The 14,917-nt window shown below is 70.3% G+C and carries 17 protein-coding genes and 1 other RNA gene; 8 read left to right on the top strand and 10 right to left on the bottom strand.

The window, feature by feature from the left end:
- Nucleotides 1-13 precede the first annotated feature (13 nt).
- Together ABZS77_RS26345 and ABZS77_RS26340 are read right to left on the bottom strand one after the other, a co-directional pair.
- Entirely contained in the window at nt 14-895 is an 882-nt protein-coding gene (locus tag ABZS77_RS26345; RefSeq protein WP_354828038.1) for a histone, read from the bottom strand.
- Between the two features lie 82 nt (nt 896-977).
- Nucleotides 978-1,181 (bottom strand): hypothetical protein, encoded by a 204-nt coding sequence (locus ABZS77_RS26340; RefSeq protein ID WP_139583286.1) that lies wholly within the window; start codon nt 1,179-1,181, stop codon nt 978-980.
- Nucleotides 1,182-1,384: 203 nt separating this feature from the next.
- Here ABZS77_RS26340 and ABZS77_RS26335 point away from each other — a divergent pair, with 203 nt between their 5' ends.
- Both ABZS77_RS26335 and ABZS77_RS26330 read left to right on the top strand, forming a co-directional pair.
- Nucleotides 1,385-1,882: an NUDIX domain-containing protein gene (locus tag ABZS77_RS26335; RefSeq protein WP_354828036.1), complete on the top strand. Its 498-nt coding sequence runs from the start codon at nt 1,385-1,387 to the stop codon at nt 1,880-1,882.
- A 45-nt stretch (nt 1,883-1,927) separates the two neighbouring features.
- Nucleotides 1,928-2,566: a GrpB family protein gene (locus ABZS77_RS26330; RefSeq protein ID WP_354828033.1), complete on the top strand. Its 639-nt coding sequence runs from the start codon at nt 1,928-1,930 to the stop codon at nt 2,564-2,566.
- Here the strand turns inward: ABZS77_RS26330 and ABZS77_RS26325 are convergent.
- Nucleotides 2,563-3,132, bottom strand: coding sequence for a GNAT family N-acetyltransferase (locus tag ABZS77_RS26325; RefSeq protein WP_354828031.1), 570 nt, complete (start codon nt 3,130-3,132; stop codon nt 2,563-2,565). The genes ABZS77_RS26330 and ABZS77_RS26325 overlap by 4 nt on opposite strands.
- Nucleotides 3,133-3,197: 65 nt before the next feature.
- On the opposite strand from ABZS77_RS26325, the gene ABZS77_RS26320 reads away from it, so the two are divergent.
- Nucleotides 3,198-4,073 (top strand): transglutaminase-like domain-containing protein, encoded by an 876-nt coding sequence (locus ABZS77_RS26320; protein WP_354828028.1) that lies wholly within the window; start codon nt 3,198-3,200, stop codon nt 4,071-4,073.
- A gap of 48 nt (nt 4,074-4,121) precedes the next feature.
- Here ABZS77_RS26320 and ABZS77_RS26315 read toward each other — a convergent pair whose 3' ends face one another.
- The 3 genes from ABZS77_RS26315 to ABZS77_RS26305 form a co-directional block, all read right to left on the bottom strand.
- Complete coding sequence (locus ABZS77_RS26315; protein ID WP_354828026.1) at nt 4,122-5,063, bottom strand: redoxin family protein; 942 nt, start codon at nt 5,061-5,063, stop codon at nt 4,122-4,124.
- Nucleotides 5,064-6,290, bottom strand: coding sequence for an epoxide hydrolase family protein (locus tag ABZS77_RS26310; protein ID WP_354828023.1), 1,227 nt, complete (start codon nt 6,288-6,290; stop codon nt 5,064-5,066).
- Between the two features lie 232 nt (nt 6,291-6,522).
- Complete coding sequence (locus tag ABZS77_RS26305; protein WP_354828020.1) at nt 6,523-7,302, bottom strand: SDR family oxidoreductase; 780 nt, start codon at nt 7,300-7,302, stop codon at nt 6,523-6,525.
- A gap of 145 nt (nt 7,303-7,447) precedes the next feature.
- Between ABZS77_RS26305 and ABZS77_RS26300 the strand changes: the two genes are divergently transcribed.
- Nucleotides 7,448-8,092, top strand: a complete 645-nt coding sequence (locus tag ABZS77_RS26300) for a TetR/AcrR family transcriptional regulator (RefSeq protein ID WP_354828017.1) — start codon at nt 7,448-7,450, stop codon at nt 8,090-8,092.
- 14 nt (nt 8,093-8,106) lie between these two features.
- On the opposite strand, the gene ABZS77_RS26295 is transcribed toward ABZS77_RS26300, so the two are convergent.
- A complete protein-coding gene (locus tag ABZS77_RS26295; protein ID WP_354828015.1) occupies nt 8,107-8,940 on the bottom strand; it encodes an SDR family oxidoreductase in 834 nt (277 codons plus the stop codon).
- Between the two features lie 117 nt (nt 8,941-9,057).
- Here ABZS77_RS26295 and ABZS77_RS26290 point away from each other — a divergent pair, with 117 nt between their 5' ends.
- The gene (locus ABZS77_RS26290; protein WP_354828012.1) at nt 9,058-9,660 is read left to right on the top strand and encodes a TetR/AcrR family transcriptional regulator; all 603 of its coding nucleotides are present in this window, start codon (nt 9,058-9,060) and stop codon (nt 9,658-9,660) included.
- Between the two features lie 54 nt (nt 9,661-9,714).
- Here ABZS77_RS26290 and ABZS77_RS26285 read toward each other — a convergent pair whose 3' ends face one another.
- The gene (locus ABZS77_RS26285) at nt 9,715-10,242 is read right to left on the bottom strand and encodes a cupin domain-containing protein (protein ID WP_354828009.1); all 528 of its coding nucleotides are present in this window, start codon (nt 10,240-10,242) and stop codon (nt 9,715-9,717) included.
- Nucleotides 10,243-10,391: 149 nt separating this feature from the next.
- On the opposite strand from ABZS77_RS26285, the gene ABZS77_RS26280 reads away from it, so the two are divergent.
- Entirely contained in the window at nt 10,392-11,309 is a 918-nt protein-coding gene (locus tag ABZS77_RS26280) for an expansin EXLX1 family cellulose-binding protein (protein ID WP_354828006.1), read from the top strand.
- 497 nt (nt 11,310-11,806) lie between these two features.
- Here the strand turns inward: ABZS77_RS26280 and ABZS77_RS26275 are convergent, their stop codons facing one another.
- Nucleotides 11,807-12,664 (bottom strand): SDR family oxidoreductase, encoded by an 858-nt coding sequence (locus tag ABZS77_RS26275; RefSeq protein WP_354828003.1) that lies wholly within the window; start codon nt 12,662-12,664, stop codon nt 11,807-11,809.
- A gap of 128 nt (nt 12,665-12,792) precedes the next feature.
- On the opposite strand from ABZS77_RS26275, the gene ABZS77_RS26270 reads away from it, so the two are divergent.
- Nucleotides 12,793-13,197, top strand: a complete 405-nt coding sequence (locus ABZS77_RS26270) for a helix-turn-helix domain-containing protein (RefSeq protein ID WP_354828001.1) — start codon at nt 12,793-12,795, stop codon at nt 13,195-13,197.
- Between the two features lie 405 nt (nt 13,198-13,602).
- Here ABZS77_RS26270 and rnpB read toward each other — a convergent pair.
- An RNA gene (gene rnpB / locus ABZS77_RS26265) (RNase P RNA component class A) lies at nt 13,603-14,018 on the bottom strand.
- 127 nt (nt 14,019-14,145) lie between these two features.
- On the opposite strand from rnpB, the gene ABZS77_RS26260 reads away from it, so the two are divergent.
- Complete coding sequence (locus tag ABZS77_RS26260) at nt 14,146-14,910, top strand: sulfite exporter TauE/SafE family protein (protein WP_354827999.1); 765 nt, start codon at nt 14,146-14,148, stop codon at nt 14,908-14,910.
- The last annotated feature ends 7 nt before the right edge of the window (nt 14,911-14,917 follow it).

Raw genomic sequence — 14,917 nt, 5'->3', positions numbered from 1 at the left:
GGCTGACGTGCGCTCAGCCGGTCGCCTTCCGGGCGGTGCTGCGCGTACCCCGGGAGGTGGCGCTGCGGGCGGTGGTGGCCCGCGCGGCGGCCGGGCGGGCCGGCGACTTGCGGGCGGTCACCTTGCGGGCCGGGGCCTTCGCCGCGACGGTCTTCTTCGCGGGTGCCTTCTTCGCCGCCGACTTGCGGGCCGCCGCCGACGAGGTGCCCGTCGACTTCGCGGCCGGAGCCTTCTTCGCCGGTGCCTTGCGGGCACCGCCGCTGGGGCGGGTGGAGGCCGTCTTCTTCGCTGTCGTCTTCTTCGCCGGAGCCTTCTTGGCGGGCGCCTTCTTCGCGGCGGTCTTCTTCACGGCGGCCGCCGTGGTCGCGGCCTTACGCGCCGGAGCCTTCTTCGCGGCGGTGGTCTTCTTCGCCGCCGACGAGGTGGTCTTCTTCGCGGCGCTCACGGTCTTCTTCGCGGCGCCGGAGGTCTTCCTCGCCGCACCCGTGCTCTTCGCCGCACCCGTGCTCTTCGCCGCACCCGTGCTCTTCGCCGCACCGGTGGTCTTCGTCGCGGCGGTGGTGCTCTTGCGCGTCGCGGACGCCGGGGTCCGCTTCGCGGCGGTGGTCGTCTTGCGGGTGGTGGTCTTCTTCGCGGGGGCCTTCTTGGCCGCCGTCGTGGTCCTGGTGGTGGTCTTCTTCGCGGGGGCCTTCTTCGCCGCCGTGGTGGTCTTCTTCGCCGGGGCGCGCCCCGCGCCGCCGGCCGCCTTGCGGGCCGGCGCCTTCGCGGCGCCCGTGGTGGACTTGCGCACGGGGGTGGTCCGACTCGCCGCCGTGTTGCGCTCCGCCGCGGCGGTCTTCTTCGCGGTGGTACGTCGGGCGGGCGGGCGGGTGGTGGCCTGCTGTGCTTCGGCCATCGTGGTTCCCTCCTTGGGGGCGTGCTCTCGCGTGCGTCCTCGCGGAGCACGAAATGCCTCGGCGCGGGCCGTCCCGCGCCGCCTACCTGTCCTCCCCGGCCCAACGGGCGTCCTCGGCATCCCACGCTTCGTTGCGCTCCTGCACGCGTTGCAGGGCGTTCTCCGCGTCGGCCGCCGAGTCGTACGGACCGAGGACGTGCTTCGCCGGGCACACGTCGGCGTCCGTCTCGACCCGGTGGTGCCGGGTGCACCAGTAGTACTTCCCACCACGCTCACTGTCCGTCATGGGAATCACTGTGCACCGACTACCGGCCGGCCGCCACCGGATCACGCAAGTCACCGACCCTCTCCACAGTAGATATGCTTTCCGTCTGCGGGAGCAAAACACCAGAAAACGGCCAAGACTGTCAGCCGGTACCCGCGTTCACCCGGGCTGGAGCACGGCGGCGGCGTGGTTCTGGCGGCCGGATCGCGGCCTATGATCGCCCGGTGGCGATACCGGACTACATCGTGGGGATGCGCAGACACGTCGGGCACGACCTGCTCTGGCTGCCCAGTGTCAGCGCGGTGATCCGCAACGACGCCGGTGAACTGCTGCTGGGTCAGCGCGCCGACGACGGACGCTGGTCGGTGATCAGCGGATTCGTCGAGCCCGGCGAGCAGCCGGCCACCGCGCTGGTGCGTGAGGTCCACGAGGAGACCGGCCTCGACGTGGCGCCGGTGCGGATGTCGAGCGCCGTCACGCACCCGCACACCTACCCCAACGGCGACCGTTGCGAATACCTCAACCTGGGCTTCCTGTGCCGGGTGGTGGCCGGCACGGCACGGGTCAACGACGACGAGTCGCTGGCGGTCCGGTGGTTCGCGATGGATCGGCTGCCCGAGCTGGACAAGCACGCCCTGCTGGTCCTCGCCTACGCCCTGCGGGACAACCCGGCTGCCGGCTACCTGCCGCCGGGCACCGGCTGGGACGACGTTCCGGACTGAGTCCGCGTACGCTGGCGGACTTTGCTTCTCCGGGAGGGGTCTGCCGTGGCCGAACATCCGCAGGACGTCGTACGCCGATTCCACGCCACCCCGGATCAGGTGGACGCGGGCCTGGTTGGCGAGCCGCCCCGGACGTGGCGCTCGGTCGTCGTCGAGGACCACGACCCGGCGTGGGCGCTGCGGTACGCGAGCGTCCGTGCGCTGCTCACCGAGGCGCTCGGCGACGTGGCGCTCGGTGTGGAGCACGTCGGGTCGACTGCCGTGCCGGGCCTCGCGGCCAAGCCCGTCATCGACATCGACCTGCTCGTCGAGGACACCGACGACGAGTCCGGCTACCTTCCCGCCCTGGAACGGCTCGGCTTCCGACTGGTGCTGCGCGAGCCGTGGTGGCACGGGCACCGGATGCTCCTGAGCGCGGCGGAGGACGTCAACCTGCACGTCTGGCCGAGGGGCGCGCCCGAGCCCGTCCGGCACCGGCTGTTCCGCGACTGGTTGCGGGCGAATCCGGACGACCGTGAGCGGTACGCCACGGCCAAGCGACGCCTCGCTCGGGAGACCGCGCACCGGCCCCGCGACTACAGCCTGGCGAAGAACCACGTCATCGACTCCATCTACGCGCGCATCTTCGCGGCCGCGCCGGCGACCGGGCAGGCGGGCGGAGGGTCCGCGCCGACGGACGGCTAGTGCTGGAGCATGATCCAGGTGGGCACCGGCTCGGCCATCGAGCCCAGCACCTCCCAGCCGGCGCGGCGGTACAGGTCGACGTTCACCGGGTTGCTGGTCTCCAGGATCGCCGGCAGGCCGTCGGCGGCCGCCCGGTCCAGCCCGGCCCTCATCACGGCGCGGCCCCAACCCCGTCCGGCGCTGTCGGGGTGGGTGCCCAGGACGCCGAGATACCAGAACGGGAAGGTCGGCAGTGCGGCGTGCACGGCGTTGTCGTAGCCCTCGACGCGGGCCAGCACGTCGTCCGGGTACTGGACGGCGGAGAACCCGTCGCCGGACGACACGTGCCCGACTGCCGGCGGTTCCCAGATCGCCACTGACGCCCCGCCGTCGATCGTCCAGATGGACGACCGGTGCACCCGCTTGTCGAAGAGGTGCCCGAAGAAGGCTGCGGCGTACCGGGGGTAGGTGTCCTCGTCGGGGAACAGCCACCGCAGGACCGGGTCCTTGACGAAGGCGGCAACCAGGGAACCGACGACCGCGTCGCGGTCTGCCGGGGTGGCGATGGTGATCTCAGGATTCGTCATGGCAGTCGACGAGATTGTAGGCCCGCAGCCCTCACCGCCCCACAGCAGGAAGGCAGACTCGTCGCATGACCCTCGATGACTACCGGCAACACTCTCCGTACAGCGATCCCGGTCGGCACGCCGCGCTGCTCGACGCTGTCCCGGCCGACATCGCCTCGGTGGCGGCGACCGTCCGCAACGTGATCGTCCACTACCGCGCCGGCGGCGTCGAGTTGCCTCCCGACCGGCTGGAGGAGGTGAACTGCCGCTGGGTGGACCGCATCCTCGACGCCGACCAGTCCCGATTTCCGCTGCCCCTGGCCGCCGAGCGTCCGGCCGTGGACCGGGTGGCCGGCTGCTGCCGGGACCACACGCTGCTCTCGGTGGCGATGCTGCGACAGCACGGCGTTCCCAGCCGCAGCCGGGTCGGTTTCGCCTCGTACTTCGTGCCCGGCTGGCACCACGACCACGTCCTGGTGGAGTACTGGGACGGCCACCGGTGGGTCTGGGCCGACCCGGAGCTCGACCTGGCCGGCGACTGGGGTTTCGACGGCTACGACATCGACCCGAAGGCCGGCCTCTTCGACTCGGCGGCACGGGTGTGGTCGGCGTACCGGGCCGGGACGATCGACCCCGAGGTGTACGGCGTCAGCCCGGAGCTGCCGATCCGTGGCGACTGTTTCATCCACGACTTTGTCCTGATCGAACTGGCCCACCGGCAGAAGGACGAGTTGCTGCTCTGGGACGGCTTCGGCGCGATGACCGACGACCTCAGCACCGCCGACCTCACCCTCGTGGACGAGATCGCCGCGCTGCTGCTCGCCGCCGACGAGGGCGACGAGGCCGCGGAGAAGGCGCTCGCCGACAGGTACGCCGGCGACGCCCGGCTCCGCCCCGGCTCGCGGGTGCGCAGCATCTCACCGGTCTCCGACACCGTCAGCGTGGTCGACCTGCGCCGCTGAGCGGACCCAGGGCATGTGCCGACACCGCCGACGACCTGCGCACCCGCGCTATCCGAACGTGAAGGCGTACGCCGCCGCGCCCGGCTCGTCGAACGTGATCTCCAGGGTCCGCTCCCGGACCGCGCCGTCCTGGCGGATCAGCTGGTAGAGCCGGCCGTCCTGGACTACGCCGTTGCCGTCCTCGTCGACGTCGACGCCGTGTGACAGGCCGGGTGCGTCACCGTCGAGCAGCACGCGGAACGGGATGGACCGCCCCGCCCCGGGGGCCAGCACGAGATGGGCGTCGCGGGCGTGGAACCGGACGGCGATGCCGCCGCCGGCCCCCTCCAGCACGACGTTCTCCGACCCGATCGTCCACTCCCCCGCCAGTGCCCACTGGTTGAGGCCGAGGCTCGCCGGCACCTGGTAGGCGCGGCGTTCGTCGAGCGCCGGGCCGTCGGGCGACGCGAAATGTTCGCCGCGACTGAAGCCGAGGTACGTCTCGGGTGTGCGCAGGTCGCCCCAGTCGGCTTCCGCCTCCGGGCCGAGACCCCGCACGTGTACGGGATCCCGCTCGATGCCGAGCAACTGCTGGAGCGTCCGCTCGGACTGTTCGTAGCGCCCCTCGCCGAAGTGCTCGTCACGGATGACGCCGTCGGTGTCGACGAAGTACAGCGCCGGCCAGTACTGGTTGTCGAAGGCGCGCCAGATCGCGTAGTCGTTGTCGACCGCCACCGGGTAGTCGATCGATCGCGCCGCGACCGCCCGCCGCACCTGGTCGACCTCGTGCTCGAATCCGAACTCCGGCGTGTGCACCCCGACGACGACCAGCCCGTCGTCGCGGTACGCCTGCGACCAGGCCCGGACGTACGGCTCCTGACGCAGCCAGTTGATGCAGGTGAGCGTCCAGAAGTTCACCAGGACGACGCGCCCGCGCAGGTCGGCGGGGCCGAGTGGCTCGGAGTTGAGCCACTCGGCCGCCCCGTTCAGCGGGGGCAGGTGCACGGCCATCTAGCGCAGCGACCGGAAGGCGGTCCGCAGCTCCTCGGAGAAGAGCTTCGGCTGCTCCCAGGCCGCGAAGTGCCCGCCCACGTCGAGCTTGTTGTAGTAGATGAGGTTCGAGTACGCCTGTTCGGCCCAACTCTGCGGCGCCTCGTACAGCTCGTCGGGGAAGACGCTGACGGCGACCGGGACGTCGACACCCTTGGCGGCGAAGAACGAGAGCTTGTTCTCCGCGTACAGGCGGGACGCGGAGACCGCGGTGTTCGTCAGCCAGTAGAGCGAGATGTTGTCCAGGATGTCGTCGCGGGTGAGGCCGGCTTTCGCCCCGTCGAAGACCTGCGCGATCAGGGCCAGACTCTTCGCGTCGTGGTCGAGCAGGAAGGACGCCAGACCGACCGGTGAATCCGCGAGCCCGGTCAGTGTCTGCGGACGCGTCGCCATCATGAGGGCGTACGCGACGTGCTTCCAGACGTAGTTGGCTTCCTCGGCGGCCCGCATCTCGTCGTCGGAGAGACCGGACGGCAGCGAGCCCATGGCGTTGTTCGCGCCCGTGGTGTCGCCCTGGAACAACAGGTCGATCTCGGGTGGGATCGCACCTGGCATGTTGGTGTGGATGCCGAGCAGTTCCGGGGGCGCCTGGATGCCCATCTGGTCCACGATGACCGCACCCCAGTCGCCGCCCTGGGCGACGAACCGCGAGTAGCCGAGACGTTTCATCAACTCGGTCCAGGCTGTCGCGATTTTCTGCGGATTCCAGCCCGACTCGGTCGGCTTGCCGGAGAAGCCGTGGCCGGGCAGCGACGGGATCACCAGGTGGAAGGCGTCCGACGCGCTGCCGCCGTGTGCGGTGGGATCGGTGAGCGGCTCGATGATCTTCATCTGCTCGATCACCGACCCGGGCCAGCCGTGGGTGACGATGAGCGGCAGCGCGTCCTCGTGCTTCGAGCGCACGTGGATGAAGTGGATGTCCACGCCGTCGATGGTGGTCATGAACTGCGGTACGGCATTCAGTCGCGCCTCGACCTTTCGCCAGTCGTACTCCTTTTCCCAGTAGCGGGCGACGGCCTGGATCGTCGCGAGTGGCACGCCCTGCGACTGGTCGTCAACCGTTTCCTTGTCCGGCCAGCGGGTGGCCTTGATGCGCCTCTTCAGGTCATCGAGGTCGGCCTGGGGAATGTCGACCGAGAAGGGCCGAATCTCCGTGGTGCCCGGACGGGTCTTGGTTTTGACAGCCATGCGTTTTTCCTCTCCGTCTAGGTTTGCGCCTCGCGAGGAGAAATAGGCTCTGCCCGGACTTATGTGCCAACGATGGGCACGCCGCCGCCATATCTCGGAGCCTAGTGTTGGCCGACCGCGATGGTCGGCGAAGTTGACACTTGCTCGGCGGCCCTGCGGACATCGGTCGTCGTGGTCCGAACACCGTCGGTCTCGAGCAGGTTTCCGCGGTGCGGTGGAGAGTCGAGGGTGCTCATGCGGGCTGGGCCTGAAGGGCGGGGCCGAGGAGGAGTCCACCGTCGATGACGTACTCCGACCCCGTGATGAACGACGCCTCCGATGACGTGAGGAACAAAAGGAGGCGGCTGACGTCGGTCGGCTCCCCGAGCCGGGGGATGGCGAACGGCTCGGGTGAGTAGAAGTCCGCGATCGGCGCGACTGCGCCAGCTGCCGGTTCGTGGATGAAGGGGGTCGATATCACTCCAGGGCTGATGGTGTTCACCCGGATGTGGTCGCGGCCGAGCTCGAGTGCCGCCGTTCGGGTGAGGCCTCGCACGGCCCACTTGCTCGCGACGTACGGCGCGTAGTGAGCCGTGCCGCCCAGGCCCATGGTCGAGGCGACGTTGACGATCGCTCCCCCTGCCGCACGGCGCAGGGCGGGGGCTGCGACCTTGATGCCGAGGAAGGTCCCCGTGAGGTTGACGTCGAGGATGCGCGACCACGTGGCCTGCTCCGTGTTTTCGATCGTCGCGGGCGGATTCTGCACGCCCGCGTTGTTGACGAGCACGTTCAGGGCGCCGAAGGCGTTCTCGGCGGTCAGCACAGCGGCGGACCACAAGCTCTCGTCGGTGACGTCGAGGTGGGCGAAGCGAGCGCGGGCGCCGAGTTCGTCGGCGAGGGCGGCGCCGCGGTCCGCGTCGATTCCGCCGATCACCACGTTCGCTCCCTCGGCGTGGAAGGCGCGGACGTGGCTCGCGCCCTGGCCGCCGGTCCCACCGGTCACGAGCACTGTCTGGTTGTCGAAGCGGGGCATTGGATGGCCCTTCGGTACGGGGGTGAATGACCGGGATCACCAGTGGTGAGCGGGCGGCCAGTGGTGAGCCGGACGACTCACCACTGCCCCGACACTAGGGTGGCGGCAGTGGTGAGTCAAGCCACTCACCTCGTATGCTCGGCCCGTGAGCAGGTTCGTGACGACGTATCACCAGCGCGTCGCCCAGGAGAAACGCGCGCTGATCGTGGCGGCCGCGACCGCACTGTTTCTCGAGTTGGGCTACGACCGGACGTCGCTGGCGCGGATCGCCGAGTGCTCGGGCGTCTCGCGGGCCACCCTGTTCAAGCAGTTCCCGAGCAAAGCCGCCCTGTTCGACGCCATCGTGGCCGAGTCCTGGTCGACCGCCGACGAGGAGGATCCCCCGCCGGCAGGCAACGTCGTCGACGGACTCACCATCATCGGTCGGCGTTACGCCGAACTGCTGGGCCGCGCCCAGATGACCGACCTGTTCCGGATCGTCATCGCCGAGCTGCCGCGGTTCCCTGAGCTGGCCCACGCGCAGTTCTCACACGGCAAGATGCCCTACTTCGAGTCCGTACGCAGCTACCTCCTGGCTGAACACGAGGCGGGAACGGTGCGGGTCGAGGACGTGGAGCTCGCGGCCACCCAGTTCCTGGGCATGATCTCCAACTACGTCTTCTGGCCGACGCTCCTGGTGCCGGGCTGGGAGGTGAGTGCCGAACGCGTCGCCCAGGTGGTCGACGAGGCCGTCCGCACCACCGCCGCCCGGTACGCCACGACCGGACCAGGGGCATCCACCAACGACTGACCCCCAGCGACCGGTCACGACGGCTCGGGGGCCGCGACCGCGTGCTCGGCGGCACGGCTGACCTGCTCCCAGCTCGCCCAGGTGTCCATCCGTCGGCGAGAGATGTCGAACGCCAGGTCGTAGACCATGCTCCCGAGCAGGAGCCGCAGCGGCGGGTCGTCGCTGTCGACCAGGCGCAGCAGCGCCTCGGCGGCCAGCCGTGGTTCGCTGTCGATCGAGCCCTCCGCCCACTGTCGCTCCAGCTCCGCGCGCAGTGGCGCGTACGCGTCGAGCGGGGTGGTGGCGCTCAGACTCGTGTAGAGGTCGGTCCAGTATCCGCCGGGCTGCACGATGCTGACCGTGATGCCGAAGGCCGCCGCCTCCATCGCCAGCGCCTCGCTCATGCCCTCCAGGGCGAACTTGCTCGCGCTGTACAGGCCGGTGCTCGGGAAGCCGCCGAGCGCGGCGATGCTGGAGATCTGCACGATGTGGCCGGAGCGTTGGGCGCGCAGGTGCGGCAGCACTGCCTGACTGACCCAGAGCGCGCCGAAGAGGTTGACCTCGAAGGCCGCGCGCGCCTCACCCTCGGTGAACTCCTCGATCATGCCCATGGACAGGGTGCCGGCGTTGTTGACGACGATGTCGAGCCGGCCGAAGTGCGCGACGGCGGTGTCCACGGCGGCGATGACGGCAGCCCGGTCGGTCACGTCGAGGGTCAGTGCCAGCAGCCGGTCGGTGTACCTCTCGTCGAAGTCGCCCTGGGCGATGGTCCGGGCGGCGGCGACCACCCGGTCGCCCCGGTCGAGTGCGGCGTCGGCGAAGGCGCGGCCCAGGCCACGGCTGGCGCCGGTGATGAACCAGGTACGCATGCGCTTCTCCCCACTTCGAGACGAGACGGTTCGTCTCGTAGTGGCCCGAGACTAGGGCGCGACGACGCCAGCGTCAAGACGAGACGGTTCGTCTCGTCGGCTGGTACCGTGCTGCCCATGACGCCCAACACGGCCCGCCGGCGCGAGACCTCCCGACGCGCCATCCTCACCGCGGCCTTCGACCTGCTCCAGGAGATGGGGTACGCGAAGCTCAGCATCGAGGGCATCGCCGCGCGGGCCGGCGTCGGCAAACAGACCATCTACCGCTGGTGGCCGTCGAAGGGCGCTGTCGTCTTCGACGCGTTCCTCATGCTCAGCGAGGCCACCGAGGGTGGACCGCCGACCCTGCCGGACACCGGCGATCTCGCGGCGGACCTGACAGTGGTGCTGCGTGCGACAGTCGAGGAGATGAACGACCCCCGGTACGAGCAACCGATGCGCGCGCTGGCCACCGAGATCGCGCTCGACCCCGAGCTGGCCGAGGCGTACGCCGAACGGTTGGACGGGCCGTTGAAGGAGGCCAAGCGGCAGCGCCTGCGCAGCGCCCAGCGGGCGGGTCAGATCGCCGACGACGTCGACCTCGACGTGGCTGTGGACCTGATCTGGGGTCCGTTGTTCAGCCGCTGGCTGCAACGCAGCGGCCCCCTCACCGCCGGGTACGCCGACATGGTCGTCGCCACCGCCCTCAACGGACTGCGCCCCCGCCGATCTGCCGATTGACCAGCCCGGCCGACCCGGAAGGCCGGAGCCGCCGGGTCGGCACTCGCCGAACTGTCAGAGCATTTCGGTGCGGTAGGCGGGAGCCAGCTCGGCTGCGCGCTGCCGGCGCTCCGCCCTCTCCTCGTCAGTGAGCCGCGGCGGCGGCGCGTCCCTGCTCGCGACCTCGTCGCCGACGCGCAGGAAGTATTCGTCCTGACCCGCCGGGGTGCACATGCACAGCATGCGCGCGGGAGCGCCGGAGACGTTGCGAAAGTTGTGCGGGGCGTTGGCCGGGATGTTCACTGTCGAGCCGGCCCGCACGGTGCGCTTCTCGTCGCGGAAAGAGAACTCGATCTCGCCCTCGAGGAGGGTGAACATCTCCTCGAAGTCGTGCCGGTGTGGTGGCGGGCCGCCGCCGTCGGGCACGCGCATGTCGATGAGGCAGTACTGCCCGTTGGTCTGCTTGCCCGTGATCAGAAGGGCGTAGGTGCCCCCGGCGAGGGAGATGCAGGTGGTCGCGGGGTCGTCGGGGTTGGCCACCGTCAGCGTTCGGGTCGGGTCGTCGTCCGGGATGCCAGCGGCGGCACCATTGAAGTCGGTCATGCTGCTTGTCCCCTTGGCGCTGCAGTCATGACTCGCATCCTAGGGACTCCGTTACGGCGAGGTACCGCAACCGGACCGACCGGAGCGGTCCGCGTGGCCGTTGTTGCGTTGTTGCGTTGCTGCGAGGTGCTGCGGCAACATCAGCCGCCGTGACGGCACCAGGCACGGCCCCCGACACCGACACCCCGGCCAGCACGCCTCGGTCGAGCAGACGGGTCCGGCACTGGTTGGCCGGCGCCGGAGTCACCGCCCTGGCCGCCGTCCTCGGCCTCACCCTCGCCGTACGCGGCGGCGCCACCCCGGCCTGCGCCGCGCCGCCGACCGGCAACGCCGTGCACAAGGTGGAAGCCAGCTTCTACGACGCCGGCCGCTCGGGCGGCAACTGCTCCTTCCCAGGCCCGCCGGCGGACCGGCTCTACGTGGCCCTCGGTTCCGCCCCGTACTCCGGATCGGCGGCCTGCGGCAGCTACCTGGAGGTGAGCGGCCCGAAGGGCACGGTCCGGGTCATGGTGATGGACCGGTGCGGCGGCTGCGGAACCAGCAAGATCGACCTTTCCACCGAGGCGTTCAGCAGGATCGCCGACCGGTCCCAGGGCATCGCGTCAGTGACGTACCGGGCGGTGGTGAACCCGCCACTCGACGGCGGCCTCACCTTCCGGATGAAGGGCGGCGCCTCGAAGTACTGGTTCGCGGTGCAGGTCGGCAACCACGGCAATCCACTCCACTCGGTCGAGGCGAAGGGGCCGGCGGGCGGCTTCCGCACGGCCGCCCGGCAGAGCGACAACCACTGGACCATCGAGGGCGGGCTCGGCCCCGGGCCATACAGCATCAGGGTCACCGACGTGTACGGACGCCAGGCGACCGCCACCGGCATCCGTATGGTCACCAAGCAGGTGCAACGCAGCACGGCCACCCTCGCCAGCGCCTCCCCCACGCCCAGCAGCTCACCGTCGACCCCGCCGAGCCCCACCGTCGCGCCCGCACCGACACCGACGGAGTCGGTCGCGCCGACGGCGACAGTCGAAGCGCTCGCCGGTGCCGCTCGACTCGACCGCCCCCGCTGCTGACCGATGGCGGTCGTCCAAGAGCCGGCTCCACAGCCGCTCAGGGTCAGGTCACCGCTCACCTGGGACGGGGAGGGGTGGCCGCCGGTGGCCAGCTCCGACGCCGGGAGCCGGGTCCGTGCGGGGCGAGGTTGGGCCAACTGCTCCACTGTGGCGGTGTCCGCCAGGGCCGCGGTCCGTGACACGAGAGCCGACTCAGGCTGTTCCGGCAGCGTCCGTACGTGCGTCAAGGCCCGCTTGACGTGGCGGACCGGGCGGCGCGGCGCGACGCCGACCGGGCCGAGGCCCGACGTGTCCAGCGGCGTGCCCGAGCTTCTGCTGCCGAGGTGACCGTCGGCTTGCGCGACGGGCTGCGGTCCGGCGACGGACCGCAGCCCGGATCACGCCGGTATGCCGATCCGGCGTCGTTCCGGCTCACGCCCGAGGCGTGGGCGCTGCAGAAGGTGGAGTTCGGTCACCTGGTCGGCAAGGCCGGTGACACTTTGAGACGGCTGTCCGGTTCAGGCTGTCTTGACCGCGGCGGCGACGGCGTCGGCGAGCGGCGTGCTCGGGCGTCCGATGAGTCGCTGCAGGTCGGTGCTGGGGGTGAACTGTTCACCGCGGCTGATGCCGAGGTCGGAGTCGACCAGCAGGGCGGCGAACGGCGCGGGCACGCCGGCGCCGACCAGCATCTCGGTGTACGCGTCGGCGGGCAGGTTCTGGTAGGTCACCGGCTTGCCGCTCTGGATGGCGACCTCGGCGGCGAGTTCGGTCATGGTGTAGGGCGTGCCGCCGAGTTCGTACACGGCGCCGTCATGACCGTCGCTGGTCAGGACGACGGCCGCGGCGGCGGCGAGGTCGGCGCGGGTGGCGCCGGAGATCTGACCGTCGCCCGCGGAGCCGGCGATCGTTCCGTACTGCAACGCGGTGGCGAGGTTGTCGGTGGTGTTCTCGATGTACCAGCCGTTGCGCAGGAAGACGTACGGCACGCCGGACTCGCGGATCATCGCCTCGGTGGTCCTGTGGTCCTCGGCGAGAATCGTGCTGTTGGTCTCGGCGCGCAGGGTGCTGGTGTACGCGATCAACTGGACACCGGCGGCCGCCGCGGCCTGCACGACGTTCGTATGCTGCTGCAGCCGCTGGCCGACCTCGTTGCCGGAGATCAGCAGAAGTTTGTCGGTGCCGGCGAACGCCGCGGCGAGGGTCTCGGGTCGGGAATAGTCGGCTTCGCGCACCTGAACGCCACGCTCGGCGAGGTCCGCGGCCTTGGCCGGGTTGCGCGCGGCGGCCACGATCTGGCCGGCGGGTATGCCGCGCTGCAGCAGATCCTCGACGACGAGGCGACCCAGGTGGCCGGTGGCGGCGGTAACAGTGATCATGTTCGGTTCTCCCGATGTCGGATGGCGAAACTATGCCTGCTCCCAGCATGCACTAACTTTCAGAAAGCGCCAACCAGCAGAGAGCGCTGTCATTGTTGGGGTACGTTCCAGCAGCTACCGTCGTAGGTATGTCCAGCACTGCATCGCGAGACACCGCAGCCGATCCGATCGACGACCTGATCGTCGACGTGTTCAACCGTGCCTGCCCGTCTCGGCAGACGATGGAGACCGTTGTCGGCAAGTGGGGGACGCTGGCCCTGGTCGCCCTCACCGAGGGCTCCTACCGGTTCAACGCCCTGCGTCGTCGGGTCGACGGGGTGAGCGAGAAGATGCTCGCGCAGACCCTGCACGCCCTGGAACGCGACGGCCTGGTGACCCGCGACGTGCAAGCCACCATCCCTCCCCGGGTGGAATACACGCTCACCGCCCCGGGTGCCCGCATCGCCGATACGCTGCGCGCTCTCCTCGACGCGCTCGAAGCCGAGATCCCCGCGATCATGGCCGCACGCGAGGACTACGACCGGCGGCGCTGACCCCCCTCGGCGAGCAACGCGCCCACCCGCGGAGGCCGACTAGCGCCAGCGATGAACGACGGGCCGAGGCCAGACACGGGACGGACGCGCCAGTCCAACCCCAGGACTGGCTTGCCATCGAGTCACCGAGTCGCGGCGCCAGCTCCACCGCCAGGACGTGCCCCCCCCCCCCGCAGCCGCCAGCTTGGCTTCCGGGACCATCGAACGCCGGCCGAGGGATGGCCACGACTAAACAGCGACCGGACCGAAGCCGAGGTCAACTGAGCCAGCACTCAGGCCGCCTCCAGGCCGTTTCAGGCCGTGGCCAGGCCGTCAAACGCCAACCAACGATGACCAAGGTCAACCAACGGCACCAGGTGAACAACCAGCTCAGAGCCTTGACCAGGTCTCCGAGCTGGTGGGCGACGGACGAGTCGACCTGTACGCCGGATTCTGTGCCCAGCGCGTACCCCGAGGGGTTTGCGCCAGCGGCGGCCATCCATCTCGGCCTGCCGTTGCCGGCAGGCTCCAGCGGCCTACCCGCAGACATCGGGCGGGCAACCCTCAAGCGTCTGCGCCGGGTCGTCATCTTGCGGTGACGGCCCTTGCTTGGCCTTGCTCCGGGTGGGGTTTACCGAGCCACCCCGGTCACCCGGGGTGCTGGTGGGCTCTTACCCCACCGTTTCACCCTTACCGTCCCCGTTGGGGTCGGCGGTCTGTTTTCTGTGGCACTGTCCCGCGGGTCGCCCCGGGTTGCCGTTAACAACCACCCTGCCCTGTGGAGTCCGGACGTTCCTCGGCGGCGGGCCGAAGCCCGCCGACGCGACCGCCCGGTCGACTCGTCCGTCGCGCTCCCATCCTAACGACGGGCGCGCCGCCGGCATTGCCGCCCCGCCTGGGCAAGATCGCGCAGCTCATGGGCGATCCGGCGAAGCCGGCTCAAAAGGGGGCGACTAGCCTCGTGTTGCTATGGATCTCTCCCACGCCGCGCTGCTGCTCGCCGCCGGTCTCGCCGCTGGCACGGTCAACGCGGTGGCCGGTGGCGGTTCACTGATCACGTTTCCGGCGATGATCGCGGCTGGTCTGCCGCCGGTGCCGGCGAACGTGAGCAATTCCGTCGCCGTGTTCCCCGGGTACGTGGCGAGCGTGGCGGGCAGCCGTCAGGACCTGCCGCGCCCCCGGGCTCTGGCCACGCTGGTGCCCACCACGATCGTCGGCACGATCCTCGGGGCGTTGCTGCTGCTGGCCACGCCGGCCCGCGCGTTCGAGCTGGTCGTACCGTTTCTGGTGCTCGGCGCGACCGCGGTGCTGGCCTTTCAGGATCCGCTGCGTCGGCTGGTCGGCCATCCCCGGGATCTGTCGCCACGGCAGCGGACCGTCGCTGTGCAGACGATGGTCGCGCTGGGCGCGGTGTACGGCGGGTATTTCGGCGCGGCGCTCGGGGTGATGCTGGTCGCCGGGCTGGCCCTGGTGCTGGACGCGACGCTGGTGCGGGTGAGCGCGATCAAGAATCTGCTCTCCGCGCTGGTGGGGGTGACCACGCTCGTGGTGTTCGCCCTGTTCGGCCCGGTCAACTGGGCGGCCGTCGCGGTGGTCGCGCCGGCCACCCTGATCGGGGGGTACGCGGGTGCCCGGCTGGTCCGCCGGCTGCCGCCGGTGGTGCTCAAGACGCTGATCGTGGTGTTCGGTACGGCGATCGGCCTCTACCTGCTCTGGCGCGCCCTGAACGGGTAGCGGCCGC

Origin of the sequence: Micromonospora sp. NPDC005298, assembly GCF_040607375.1 — a bacterium.
Lineage (GTDB): Bacteria > Actinomycetota > Actinomycetes > Mycobacteriales > Micromonosporaceae > Micromonospora.
The sequence above is the reverse complement of the archived record's forward strand: the minus strand, read 5'-3'. Positions and strand labels throughout refer to the sequence as shown.